Origin of the sequence: Methylobacterium sp. 174MFSha1.1, from assembly GCF_900116815.1 — a bacterium.
GTDB lineage: Bacteria > Pseudomonadota > Alphaproteobacteria > Rhizobiales > Beijerinckiaceae > Methylobacterium.
The window spans coordinates 134,715-147,104 of sequence record NZ_FPCB01000016.1 but is presented as its reverse complement, the minus strand read 5'-3'; the positions used below and the strand labels follow the sequence as shown (position 1 = coordinate 147,104).

The window sequence follows — 12,390 nt, the reverse complement described above, 5'->3', positions numbered from 1 at the left end:
CCGAAGGGCCGACGCGCGGGCCGGCCGGGAGGATGATCATGTCCGAGGATACCGAAAAGCGTCGCGCCTTGCTCAGTGCCCACAGGGACGCAGCGGGCCCGTCAGTGGCGCCGGCGCACCGCCCGCGACGCCGTCCGGCAGCGCCGTTCCGGGAATCCGGGATTAAACGAGGCTCTCGCACGTCACCTCAGAGACGTCATCACGCCACGGAGGACCTGTGAGCATCGGACTGATCGCCCTGCTGGACGATGTCGCGGCCCTCGCCAAGACGGCCGCGGCCTCCCTCGACGACATCGCCGGGCAGGCCAGCAAGGCGGGTGCGAAGGCCGCCGGCGTCGTCATCGACGATGCCGCGGTCACGCCGCGCTACGTCGTCGGCTTCGCGGCCGACCGGGAATTGCCCATCGTCGCCCGGATCGCGGTGGGCTCCCTGCGCAACAAGCTCCTGATCCTGCTGCCGGGCGCGCTCGCGCTCAGCGCCCTGGCTCCCTGGGCGATCACCCCGCTGCTCATGCTGGGCGGCGCCTATCTCTGCTACGAGGGGACCGAGAAGGTCTACGAAGCCCTCGTCCCCCACCAGGCCCATGCCCACGAGGACCGGCTCGGAGCCGGCCCGGGAGCGGACCGGACGCTGGAGGACCGACGCGTCGCGAGCGCCATCAAGACCGACTTCATCCTCTCCGCGGAGATCATGGCGATCACCCTCGCGGCCATTCCGGAGGGGAGCTTCTGGATGCGGGCCGCCGTCCTGGCGATCGTGGCCGTGGGCATCACCGCGGCCGTCTACGGCGCCGTCGCCCTGATCGTGAAGGCCGACGATGCAGGCCTTGCCCTCGCCGGCAATGCCTCGCCCTCGCCTCTCGGACGACTCAGCCGGGGCGTCGGACGCGCCGTGGTGAAGGGCATGCCCGGCCTGCTCAAGCTGCTGGGCATCGTCGGCACGGCCGCGATGATCTGGGTGGGCGGCGGCATCCTGATCCACGGCCTGGAGGGCTACGGCCTGTCGGGTCCGGCCCACGCGATCCACGGGGCCGCCACCCACGTCGCGGCGCTGCTTCCGGCAGCCGGGGGGTTGGTGGAGTGGCTGGTCACGGCGACGGCCTCAGGGCTCGTCGGCCTGGTCGTCGGCGGTCTCCTGATCCCGATCACCGGCTTCGTTCTGGTGCCGGCATGGCAGAGCCTCGCGCGGTCACGCCATCGTGCCGCCTGAGGTGTCGCACCGCGTCGCGTCACGAGAGACCGCCGCCGGCGCCGCGCGGGCTCCGTCCCGGGTCCGGTGAGGGAAGTGGCCGCGCCCGCAGGCCGTCAGCCCGCGAGGAGCCGCCGGGCCGCCGCCAGGTTCGCCCGCACGTGGTCCTCGGGCGCGGTGGCGCCGGTGATCGGCACCTCGATCGACAGGGAGGCCGTCGCCGGCAACGCTGCGACCAGCGCCCGCAGCGGCAACGCCCCGTCGCCCGGGGGCAGGCGCCCGGCCCGGGCCTCCTGGATGATCGCGTCCGTCGATCGCGGCGCCTCGGCCGGAGCGTCGCAGAGCTGCGCGTGGCGGATCAGGCCGGGCGGTACGGCGCGCACGTCCTCGGGCGAGCCACCGGTCCGGGCGAGGTGGAGCGCGTCGACGAGGACGCCGCCATTCGGCCGGCCGGCGGCCTCGACCACCCGGACGGCATCGGGCAGGCTGGCGACCTGCCGCCAGGCCATGCATTCGAGGTCGACGCCCAGGCCGAACCCGGCCGCGAGGTCGCAGAGCTCGGCGAAGCGGGCGACGAGGCGCGGGCGATCGGGGTCGTCGCCGCACACGCTCAGGCGCCGGGCGCCGAGCCCCGCGGCGGATTCGAGCATGCCGGCGAGCGAGGCCGGCACGAAATCCTCGGACAGCGTGACGAACTCGATGTCGTGGACGCGCATCCCCTCGTCGGCGAGCGCCCGGCGCATCTCACGAAACACGTCGCTCCCGGCCGGCAGCGCGTAGAACGGCGCCCCCGGGAAGGCGGGGTAGAGGCGCAGGCCCACCGCGGCGCAGCCGGTCCGGGCGCCGAGCCGGACGAGATCGACGGGCGTCACCCCGATGCATGTGAAGTGGGCGAGGCCGAGCGGCCAGTCGGACGAGGCGTGCATGGTGATCGCTCGAAGGTGGGGATCGCGGGGCGGTCGCGCGCGGACAGGGCGGGGATGCTCGTCCGCTCAAGGAGCGAGCGTGTCGGCGAGGTGCCGCCGGAGGTTGGTGCCCGTGCGGTGGATGTGCTCGCGCAAGCGGTCGCAGGCGAAGTCGGCGTCCCGCGCGACCGCGCCCTGCGCGATCTCGCTATGCTCCTGGGCGATGGTCCGGTCGCCGCCGGGCGTGCGGCGCAGGAACGAGCGCCGGTAGCGGTCGTTCAGGCTGAGCAGCACGCCGCAGAAGTTGAGCAGCAGCGGCATGCGGCAGCCGGCGATCAGCGTGAGGTGGAACTCCCGGTGATACGCCTCCCACCGCTCCAGCGTGTCGGGCTGCTCCGGGTCCCGCGCGATCCGGTTCATGCGGTGGAGGGCCCGCATCACGTCGCCCTCCCAGTCCACGGTGCCGATCGCGATCGCCTGGCGCAGGGCCAGGATCTCGAACTCCTCGCGCAGCCGGGTGATCTCCGCCAGGTTCGAGAGCGAGACCGGCGCGACGCGGTAGCCGCGATTGTCCTCGAAGACCACGAGCCCGTCGGAGATCAGCCGGGCGAGCGCCTCCCGCAGCGGGCTGAGGGAAACCCCGAAGCTCGCGCGGGCGCGTTCCAGGTTGATCTTGCTGCCCGCTTCGAGCTGGCCGGAGACGATCGCCTCGCGCAGCCGGTCGACGAGCTGGCTCGCCATCGTGTTCTTGCCGTCGTCGACCAGGGCGAGGCCCGGCATGGCCGCTGCGGGGGCAGGCCGAAGCCCGTCCCGGTCGCCCGCAGCGCGTCGGCTCCTGGCCTCGGTCAAGGCGGCTTCCCTCCAAACAGGCGATCCTGCACTTCGTCGACGATCCGTATGAAAAACGATTTTCCTTGTCAATCAGGGTGATCCCGTCTGTCCTGGCGGATGCCGGAACGCACCTGAATCCTCGACATGGACGAGCCCCCACCAGCGGCTTCGGTTCGGCGAAAATATCCGACTTCTGAGTCCCTTGATCGGTTTTTACTTCTTGCGAGCATCCGTCCCCCTTCGGGCAACCACGGTCACGGGCGCGCTTCCGCAGCATCCGTCGCCCCACGCGAAGCGCCGAAGCCCCATGACAACAATCGCTTCTTGACGAATAATCGATGATATGGGACCAGGATGCGGTTTCAGAGAGGCGGAAAGCCATGCGCATTGAGCGCCAGCAGGACGTAACGCCGGCCGTACTGAAGGTCATGGCGCGGACGCGCGACCCCCGCCTGCGCGAGATCATGACCTCGCTCATCACCCACCTGCACGGCTTCGTCCGCGACGTGCGCCTCACCGAGGCCGAGTTCCGCGACGCCACGGCGATCCTCAACGAGATCGGGGCGCTCGCCTCCGACACCCACAACGAGTTCGTGCTGATGGCCGGCTCACTCGGCGTGTCGTCCCTCGTCTGCCTCCTGAACAACGGCGACCACGGCAACACCGAGACCTCGCAGTCGCTGCTCGGGCCGTTCTGGCGCCTCAACGCGCCGCGGGTCGAGAATGGCGGCACGATCGTGCGCTCCGACACGCCGGGCGACCCGCTCTTCGTCAACGCCCGCGTGCTCGACGGCGAGGGCCGGCCGATCGCGGGAGCGGAGGTCGACGTGTGGCACGCCTCGCCGGTCGGCCTCTACGAGAACCAGGATCCCGAGCAGGCCGAGATGAACCTGCGCGGCAAGTTCACCACCGACGACGAGGGCCGGTTCTGGTTCCGTACGGTGATGATGATCGGCTACCCCATCCCCACCGACGGGGTCGTCGGCCGGCTGCTGGCGGCTCAGGGTCGCCACCCGATGCGCCCGGCCCACCTGCACGCCCTGATCGTCAAGCCGGGCTTCAAGGTGCTGATCTCGCAGGTCTACGACGCCAACGACCCGCATATCGACTCCGACGTGCAGTTCGGCGTGACCAAGGCCCTCGTCGGTGACTTCGTCCGCCACGAGGAGCCGCATCCGGACGCGTCGGAGCCCTGGTACTCCCTCGACTACACCTACGTCATGGAGTCCGGCGAGGCCGTGCTGCCGCGCCCGCCGATCAAGTGAAATCTTGCAAGTGACATTCCGGAGCGAACAGCCGTGCTGAGCGACGACGACCACCGCAAGGCCGCCGAGGCCATCCTCAAGGCCGAGCGCGAGCGGGTGCCCTGCCCGCTTCTCTCCAAGACGTTCCCGGGCATGGACATCGCGGACGCCTACCGCGTCCAGGATCTCTGGGCCGAGGCGCGCATCGCCTCGGGCGCCCGGCTGGCCGGCCACAAGATCGGGCTGACCTCGCGCGCCATGCAGATGGCCTCGAAGATGACCGAGCCGGATTACGGCCGCATCCTCGACGACGCCTTGTTCAACGACGGGGCGCAGATCCGCGCCGACCTGTTCATCAAGCCGCGGCTCGAGGTCGAGCTCGCCTTCATCATGGGCGAGGACCTGTCGGGGCCGGGCTGCCGCATCTACGACGTGATGCGGGCGACCGAGTTCGTGGTCCCGGCGCTGGAAATCATCGACTACCGCACCGAGGTGCCGCGGGCGATCGTCGACACCATCGCCGACAACGCCGCCTTCGGGGCGATCGTGGTCGGCGGGCGCACGGTCCGGCCCTTCGACGTCGACGTGCGCTGGATCGGCGCGACCCTGTCGCAGAACGGCATCATCGAGGAATCGGGCGTCTCGGCCGCCATCATGGGCCACCCGGCCGCCGGCATCGCCTGGCTGGTCAACAAGCTCGCAGCGGTCGATGCGGGATTGAAGAAGGGGCAGATCGTGCTCGGCGGCTCGTTCACCCGTCCGGTCGACATCAGGAAGGGCGACGTGATCCAGGCGGATTACGGCCCGCTCGGTGCCATCGGCGTCTCCTTCGTCTGAGAGCCTGCTTGAGGTGGCCGACCGCATTGAAACGCTCAACGTCATCCCGGGGCCGCGGAGCGGAACCCGGGATCCATAACCGCTGACGGCGCAGAACCGGGCTTGCACCGTCCCGCTTCATCCTGGAGCGTCAGCGGTGATGGATCCCGGGTTCCGCTCCGCGGCCCCGGGATGACGTCGGCGGGTTTCGACGAGGTCCTTCCACCGCCGATGGTCCCCCGCCCGTGAGATCCTGGCCGACGACATCATTCCAAGGGACACGACCGGCCTTGACGACGTGCTGACGGTGCAGCAACCAACAGTGGAGCGACAGTGCCGTTTCCGAGTGTGAACCGGCAGGCGACGGCGAAAGCTGCATGGATCCGCGAGAAGGCAGGGCCGTCCGCTACATCTTCGGCGATTTCGTCCTGAGCCCGTCCGAGCAGCGGCTCTGGCGAGCCGACACGGTCGTCCGGCTCGGGGGGCGACCGATGGCGATCCTGACCGCGCTCGTCGAACGCGCAGGACAGGTCGTCGACAAGGAAGACCTCACCAGGCGCGCCTGGCCCCGGACGACGGTCGACGAGTCCAACCTGAAGGTCAACATCGCGGCGATCCGGCGCGCCCTCGACGAACGGGACCCGGAGAGACGGTTCATCGCGACGGTGAGCGGACACGGGTACCGCTTCGTCGCGCCCGTCGACGTCGCGCCCATCGTCCCGCCCATCGTCCCGCCCGTGCCGATCCCGGCCGCAGCCCGGCGCCACAACCTGCCGAGACCGACGGACCTGCTCGGCCGGTCGGAGGATCTCGCCGAGATCTCGACGCATGTGCTGCAGCGGCCGCTAATCACGATCACGGGTCCCGGCGGCGTCGGCAAGACCAGCCTCGCCGTGGCCCTGGGGCACGGCGTCGTCGAGCAGTTCCGGGACGGGGTCTGGATGGTCGACCTGTGCGTCGTCGACAGCGACCGCTACCTCGCGAGCGCGCTCGCCCAGGAGATGGGGATGGCCATCCACGCGGACGATCCTCAGGCCGCGCTGGCGGCGGTCCTGGCGGAGCGGCAGTGCCTGCTCGTCCTCGATGGCTGCGAGAACTCCCTCGACCAGGCGGCCCGGCTGGCCACCCTGCTCGCCACCGCCGCGCCCCGAACCCACGTGCTGGCAACGAGCCGGGAGCCGCTCCGGGTGGCCGGCGAGGGCGTGCATCCCCTCCGCCCCCTGGCGGTTCCGGCAGCGGACGGGACGCCCGCCGCGCGGGACGTCCTGACGATCCCGGCCGTCGCGCTGTTCGTCGCGCGCGCGTCGGCGGCCGCTCCGGGCTTCGACGTACGGGACGACGACGCGCCGGCGCTCGTCGAGATCTGCCGCCGCCTCGACGGGCTGCCGCTGGCCCTGGAGCTCGCCGCGACGCGGGTCGGGGCGTTCGGACCCCGCGGCCTCCTTCGGGTGCTGAGCGAGCGCCTGGACATTCTGGACGACGGCCGGCGGGCGGGTCACCCCCGGCATCGCGGCCTGACCGCGACGCTGGATTGGAGCTACGGGCTGCTCTCGGAGGAGGAGCAGGCCTTGTTTCGACGGCTGTCCGTCTTCCACGGCGTCTTCCCGCTCGACGCGGCGCTCGCGGTCGGCGGGACCGAATGCAGGGGCCGCCGCATCAGCCACCTGGCCGATCTCGTCGCCAAGTCGCTGGTCGTCGCAATCCCCGGGCCGTCGTCGCGTTACCATTTGCTCGACACGACGCGGGATTACGGCTTGCAGCGCCTCGCCGAGAGCCACGAGGGCGATGCGGTCCGCCAGCGGCACGCGGAATTCTGCCTCGCGCAATGCCGCGACGCCTCGGGCCGCAAGGGCGTGCCGCCGGCCGCCGATCCACCTGAGGACCTGGTCACGCTCGTGCACAACGTCCGCGCCGCGCTCGACTGGTGCCTGACCGACCGGCGCGATCCCGCCCTCGGCCGGACGCTGGCCGCCGCGGCGCTCGCGGTGTGGGACACGCTCTCGCTGCTCCAGGAGCGGATCGAGGCGAGCGAGCGGGCGCTGGCAACAATCGCACCCGCCGACGGTCCGGAAGACCGGGACGAGATCGCGCTGCGGGCGTCGCTCGCCGCCGCCCTGCTGCAGGTCGAGGGTCCGAGCGCGCGGATCGCGGAGCTGTGGCGCGGCGCGCTCGCCCGCGCCGAACGGCTGTCCGATCTCGACGGCCAGCTGCGGGCGCTCTGGGGCCTGTGCGATTTCGAGACCTGGACCGGCGATCATCGCGCCGCGCTCGCCCTGACGACGCGCATCGGGACGCTGGCGGCGGCCGGCGGCGATCGCGCGGCCGGCGCGGCGGTCGACCGGCCAGCCGCCACCGCTTTGCGCTATCTCGGCCGGCTCGACGAGGCCCGCGAGGCGGCGGACCGCCTCCTGGCGCGTGCGGCGCGCCGTGACGGCCCCGGCCGGCGGCTGGAGGATCACGGCCTGGTCGCGGCGCGCGGTACGCTCGCGAACGTCCTGTGGCTCCAGGGCCGGCCGGATCACGCCGTCGCGGCGGCGCGGCGCGCGCTCGCCGAGGCCGAAGCTGGCGGCCAGGCCTTCGCCCTCACGAACGCCCTGGCGCATACGGTGATCCCGATCGCGCTCCATGGCGGCGACCTCGACGAGGCCGAGCGCGGCCTCGCCCGGCTCGGAGACCACGTCGCGCATCACGCCATGCGGATCTGGCGGGTCATCGCCGATGGCCTCGAGGCGATCGTGAGCCTGCGCCGGGGCGATGCGGGCGGGCTGCACCGCCTCGAGGATGCCCTCGTCGAGATGGGGGAGATCGGCTTCCGGATGCGGCGCCCGGCCTATCTGGGCTCCTTGGCGTCCGGCCTCGCGGCCCATGGCCGCCTTCCGGACGCGCTGTCCCGCATCGATGCCGCCCTCGCCGCCGCCGAGCAGGGCGGCGAAGCCTGGTGCCGGCCGGAACTGCTGCGCATCCGAGGCGAGATCCGTCTCGCCTCCGCGGGCCATGCCGGCGCGTCGGACGCGGCGCGGCACTTCCGGCAGGCGATGGATCTCGCCGGCCGGCAGGGAGCGGCGATGTGGCACTTACGGGCGGCGATGAGCCTCGCCGCGCTGGACGAGCGCTACGGCGGCCGCGCGGCCCTCGCGGTCATCCTCGGCAACTTCGACGCGGCGCTCGACACGCCCGATCTCAGGGCCGCGCGCGCCCGCCTCGCCGGCGAGGCGGACATCGGCAAGGACGGGCCGGTCTCCCTGGCCTGACGCCGCCCCTCGATCAGGCGACGGCCGCCTGATCCAATGCCGGATAGTCGGTGTAACCCTCGGCGCCGCCGCCGTAGAATGTCGCCGGGTCGGCCTCCGCCAGGGGGGCCTGTCGGCGCAGCCGCTCGACCAGGTCGGGATTGCCGATGAACGGACGGCCGAAGGCGATCATGTCGGCGTAGCCGGACGCGACCGCCTCGACCGCGAGGTGCCGGTCGTAGCCGTTATTGGCGATGTAGGCCCCGCCGAACGCGGCGTGCAGCGCCTTGTAGTCGAAGGCGGACGATCCGTTCGGCCCGCGCGTCTGCCCCTCGACGCAGTGGAGATACGCGAGCCCGAGCTCTCCCAATCGCCGGGCGAGGTGGCCGTAGGTCGTCTGCGGGTCGCTGTCGAGCGGGGTATCGCCGACGGCCCGCGTCATCGGCGAGAGCCGCAGGCCGACGCGGTCGGCGCCCCAGACCTCCGCCACCGCCGTGACGACCTCGATGGGGAGCCGCGTGCGGTTCTCGATCGCACCGCCGTAGCGGTCCGTCCTGCGGTTCGTGCTGTCGCGGATGAACTGGTCGAGCAGGTAGCAATTCGCGGAATGCACCTCGACCCCGTCGAAGCCCGCCTGCTTCGCCAGGGACGCGGCGCGCCGGTAATCGTCGATCACGCCGGGGATCTCGTCGGTCCGCAGCGCGCGCGGCATCGAGGGAGGTGCCTGGGTGCGGCTTTCGAGGAAAACGAGTTCGCCGGCCTGGATGGCCGAGGCCGAGACCGGCGCCTCGCCGTTCTCCTGAAGGCTGACATGCGACATGCGCCCGACATGCCAGAGCTGGCAGACGATCCGCCCGCCGGCCTCGTGCACGGCCGCGGTCACGCGCGACCACGCCTCGGCCTGCGCCTCCGTGTAGATCCCCGGCGTGAAGGCGTAGCCCCGCCCCTGCCGCGAGATGTTGGTCGCCTCGGTGACGATGAGGCCGGCCGAGGCGCGCTGCCGGTAATACGCGACGGCGAGATCCGAATGGATGCCGTCCATGCCGGCGCGCGAGCGCGTCAACGGGGCCATCGCGACGCGGTTGGCGACGTCGATGGCGCCGATCGTCGTCGGCGAGAACAGGTCACGATCTGCATTGGTCGGCATGCGCGGGGTCTCTCCTTACCTGACGAACTGTTCGATTGATTAAATCAACCAATTCTGCCCACAGACCGCCAACTCTCCACGTCATCCCGGGGCTCGGCGAAGTCGAGAACCCGGGATCCATAACCGCCGACGTTTCGGGATGAAGCGGAAGGCTTTTCGCCAGGTCTTGTACCGTCGGCGGTTATGGATCCCGGGTTCCGCTGCGCGGCCCCGGGATGACGCGGAGGGTGTCAAGACCGTCGCTCAGGCTAAACAGGGCCTCACTCCGCCCGGGCGGCCGCGTCGCTCCGGTTGGCGTACATGAGCTCGGTCGAGTGCGAGTAGACCTCGATCAGGTTGCCCCAGGGATCCTCGCAATAGACGGCCTTGAACGGCTCGCCCTCGAACAGCGTCCAGACCTTGGAGCGCTGCTTGCCGCCCATCTCGGCGATCCGCCGCGTCAGGCCCTCGACGTCCGGGTCGACCAGGCAGAAGTGGAAGACGCCGGTCTTCCAGTAGCGGAAGTTGTCGTCCACGGATTCCGACTTCGGCGTGACGAACTCGAACAGTTCGATCCCCACCCCGTTCGCGGTGGCGAGGTGGGACACGTATCCCTCCTCGAAGCGGTCGCCGAAGATCCCCTTGAACACCTCGCCGATATGCGAGCCGTCGTGCCGGACGTGGAGGGGCCCGATGATGTGCCGGCAGGCGAAGGCCTTGGTGTACCACGCCGTGGCTGCCTCGATGTCGGTGACGGTCAGGCCGACATGCGTCACCGGAACGGGATGATAGGACATCGCTCTCTCCGAAGATGAAACACCGGGGGACGAGACATCAGGCCGCGCGCGGCAGCCGGTCGAGCAGCTTGTCGAGCGTGACGGGATAGTCGCGCACGCGGATGCCGGTCGCGTTATGGACGGCGTTCGCCACCGCCGCGGCGGCCCCGCACAGGCCGATCTCGCCGATGCCCTTGGCCTTCATCGGCGACGAGACCGGGTCGGGGTGGTCGAGGAAGACGACGTCGAGATGCGGGATGTCGGCGTGGACCGGCACCTCGTAGCCGCCGAGGTCGTGGTTGACGAAGAAGCCGTGGCGCGTGTCGACGACGAGCGCCTCCATGAGCGCCGACCCGACCCCCATCGTCATGGCGCCGATCACCTGGCTCCGCGCCGTGAGCGGGTTGAGCACCCGGCCGGCATCGATGACCGCGAGCATGCGGCGGAGGCGGATCTCCCCGGTGAACCGATCCACGGCGACTTCGGCGAACTGCGCCCCGAAGGTGGCCTGGACGAACGCCTTGTCGAGGTCGCCATAGGTGATCCGGTCTTCGGCCGTCAGCGGTGCGGCCCTCACGGCGTCGAGCAGCGGCACGCTCCGGCCTCCCGCCGTGACCATGCCGTCGGCGAACGCCACGTCCTCGGCGTTGAAGCCGAGCCGCGCCGCGACGCTCGCCCGCAAAGCCGTGCAGGCGGCGTAGAGCCCGGAGGTCGCGTTGTTCGCCCCGAACTGCCCACCGGAGCCGGCAGCTTCGGGATGGTCCGAATCGCCGAGCCGCACGGTCACGGCGTCGAGTGGCAGGCCCATCATCTCGGCGGCCGTCTGGGCGAGGATGGTGTAGCTGCCGGTCCCGATATCGGTCATGTCGGTCTCGACCGTGAGCCGGCCATCCTGCTCCAGCCGGATGCGGGCACCGGACGGCATCAGGAGGTTCTGGCGAAAGCCCGCCGCCATGCCCATGCCGAGAAGCCAGCGACCGTCGCTCACGGAACCGGGCACCGGGTTGCGGCGGGCCCAGCCGAAGGTTTTCGCGCCGACCTCGAGGCACTCGATCAGGTGGCGCTCCGAGAACGACCGCTGCGGCTTGCGCGGATCGACCTGCGTGTCGTTCCGGATCCGGAAGGCGACGGGGTCGAGGCCGAGCCTCTCGGCCATCTCGTCCATCGCGATCTCGAGCGCCATCAGGCCGGGGGCCTCCCCAGGCGCCCGCATGTCGTTGCCCTCGGCGAGGTCGAGGGTCGCGAGCCGCATCGACAAATCGCGGTTCGGGGTCGCGTAGATCAGCCGCGTCGGCGCGACCGCCGCCTCGGCGAAGGCGCCGGCCAGGTTGCCGTTGAGGCTGTGGTGGCCGATCGCCACGAGCCGCCCGTCACGGGTCGCGCCGAGGCGGATGCGCTGGATGGTGCCGGCGCGGCGCGTGCCGTTATTGGCGATCAGCGGGCGCTGCAGGGCGACCTTGCACGGGCGTCCGACGGCCTTGGAGCCGAGCGCGGCGAGGAGCGCGTCGCTCCGCATGATGAGCTTCGACCCGAATCCCCCGCCGATGAACGGCGCGTGCAGGCGCAAATCCTCCTTGGCGATCCCGAGCGCCTGCGCGAGGCTGTTGCGGTGCCAGGAGACCACCTGGGCCGAGGTCCAGATCGTCAGCGTGCCGTCGTGCCACGCGGCGGTGGTGGCGTGCGGCTCCATCATCGCGTGGGTCTGGTCGGGGGTGGTATAGGTCTCGTCCAGGGTCACGGGCGCGGTGGCGAGTGCCGCCTCGACGTCGCCGATCCGGTCGACCACGGGATAGTCCGGGGCGTCGCGATCCGCGACCGGCCCGGCCTTCGGCGCCTCCGCCGCCAGATCGCAGCGCGCCGGCTCGGCCTCGTAGTCGATGCGCAGGAGATGGGCCGCCGCGCGGGCCTCCTCGAAGGTGTTCGCCACGACGAGCGCGACGGATTGGTGATAGTGGCGCACCTCGGCGCCGCCGAACAGGGGCAGCGTCGTCCGGAACCCCGGCGGGGCGGCGTCGCGCTCCAGCGTCGTCAGGACCGCGAGGACGCCCGGAGCCGCCTTGGCCGCCGCGGCGTCGATCCGCGTCACCCGTCCGCGGGCGATCGTGGCGCCGACGATCCAGCCATAGGCGGGATCGGCCACCGCATCGTGCCGCTCGTAGGCGTAAGGCGCCGTCCCGGTGACCTTGAGGGCGCCGTCGACGCGCCGGTGCGGCTGCCCGATGATCCTCGTCCGGTCGATGGGGTTCTGCCCGGCAGGCGTATCGAAGTGCATG

9 protein-coding genes are annotated in these 12,390 nt (G+C 71.2%); 4 read left to right on the top strand and 5 right to left on the bottom strand.

Annotated features, from left to right (window positions below; all coding sequences use genetic code 11):
* The first annotated feature begins 217 nt into the window (after positions 1–217).
* On the top strand, positions 218–1,210 hold the full coding sequence (locus BM430_RS15390; RefSeq protein ID WP_093568138.1) for a DUF808 domain-containing protein: 993 nt from the start codon (positions 218–220) through the stop codon (positions 1,208–1,210).
* Between the two features lie 95 nt (positions 1,211–1,305).
* Here the strand turns inward: BM430_RS15390 and BM430_RS15385 are convergent, their stop codons facing one another.
* On the bottom strand, positions 1,306–2,115 hold the full coding sequence (locus BM430_RS15385) for a sugar phosphate isomerase/epimerase family protein (RefSeq protein WP_093568137.1): 810 nt from the start codon (positions 2,113–2,115) through the stop codon (positions 1,306–1,308).
* Positions 2,116–2,181: 66 nt separating this feature from the next.
* Positions 2,182–2,874: a GntR family transcriptional regulator gene (locus tag BM430_RS15380; RefSeq protein ID WP_093568136.1), complete on the bottom strand. Its 693-nt coding sequence runs from the start codon at positions 2,872–2,874 to the stop codon at positions 2,182–2,184.
* A gap of 431 nt (positions 2,875–3,305) precedes the next feature.
* On the opposite strand from BM430_RS15380, the gene BM430_RS15375 reads away from it, so the two are divergent.
* From BM430_RS15375 to BM430_RS15365, 3 genes are all read left to right on the top strand, one after another.
* A complete protein-coding gene (locus tag BM430_RS15375; RefSeq protein WP_093568135.1) occupies positions 3,306–4,190 on the top strand; it encodes a dioxygenase family protein in 885 nt (294 codons plus the stop codon).
* Between the two features lie 33 nt (positions 4,191–4,223).
* Positions 4,224–5,006, top strand: coding sequence for a 2-oxo-hept-4-ene-1,7-dioate hydratase (gene hpaH, locus BM430_RS15370; RefSeq protein WP_093568134.1), 783 nt, complete (start codon positions 4,224–4,226; stop codon positions 5,004–5,006).
* A gap of 356 nt (positions 5,007–5,362) precedes the next feature.
* A complete protein-coding gene (locus tag BM430_RS15365) occupies positions 5,363–8,236 on the top strand; it encodes an ATP-binding protein (protein ID WP_093568133.1) in 2,874 nt (957 codons plus the stop codon).
* 13 nt (positions 8,237–8,249) lie between these two features.
* On the opposite strand, the gene BM430_RS15360 is transcribed toward BM430_RS15365, so the two are convergent.
* The 3 genes from BM430_RS15360 to paoC all read right to left on the bottom strand — a co-directional run bounded on the left by BM430_RS15360 (position 8,250) and on the right by paoC (position 12,389).
* The gene (locus BM430_RS15360) at positions 8,250–9,362 is read right to left on the bottom strand and encodes an alkene reductase (RefSeq protein WP_093568132.1); all 1,113 of its coding nucleotides are present in this window, start codon (positions 9,360–9,362) and stop codon (positions 8,250–8,252) included.
* Between the two features lie 260 nt (positions 9,363–9,622).
* Positions 9,623–10,138, bottom strand: a complete 516-nt coding sequence (locus tag BM430_RS15355; RefSeq protein WP_093568131.1) for a VOC family protein — start codon at positions 10,136–10,138, stop codon at positions 9,623–9,625.
* A gap of 37 nt (positions 10,139–10,175) precedes the next feature.
* Positions 10,176–12,389, bottom strand: a complete 2,214-nt coding sequence (paoC, locus tag BM430_RS15350; RefSeq protein ID WP_093568130.1) for an aldehyde oxidoreductase molybdenum-binding subunit PaoC — start codon at positions 12,387–12,389, stop codon at positions 10,176–10,178.
* Position 12,390 lies beyond the last annotated feature (1 nt).

What these genes read in the sequence shown, in the direction of transcription:
- BM430_RS15365 (WP_093568133.1), top strand. Translation starts at nt 5,363, where the DNA reads ATGGATCCGCGAGAAGGCAGGGCCGTCCGCTACATCTTCGGCGATTTC.
- BM430_RS15360 (WP_093568132.1), bottom strand. Translation starts at nt 9,362, where the DNA reads ATGCCGACCAATGCAGATCGTGACCTGTTCTCGCCGACGACGATCGGC.
- paoC (WP_093568130.1), bottom strand. Translation starts at nt 12,389, where the DNA reads ATGCACTTCGATACGCCTGCCGGGCAGAACCCCATCGACCGGACGAGG.
- BM430_RS15380 (WP_093568136.1), bottom strand. Translation starts at nt 2,874, where the DNA reads ATGCCGGGCCTCGCCCTGGTCGACGACGGCAAGAACACGATGGCGAGC.
- BM430_RS15355 (WP_093568131.1), bottom strand. Translation starts at nt 10,138, where the DNA reads ATGTCCTATCATCCCGTTCCGGTGACGCATGTCGGCCTGACCGTCACC.
- BM430_RS15385 (WP_093568137.1), bottom strand. Translation starts at nt 2,115, where the DNA reads ATGCACGCCTCGTCCGACTGGCCGCTCGGCCTCGCCCACTTCACATGC.
- BM430_RS15375 (WP_093568135.1), top strand. Translation starts at nt 3,306, where the DNA reads ATGCGCATTGAGCGCCAGCAGGACGTAACGCCGGCCGTACTGAAGGTC.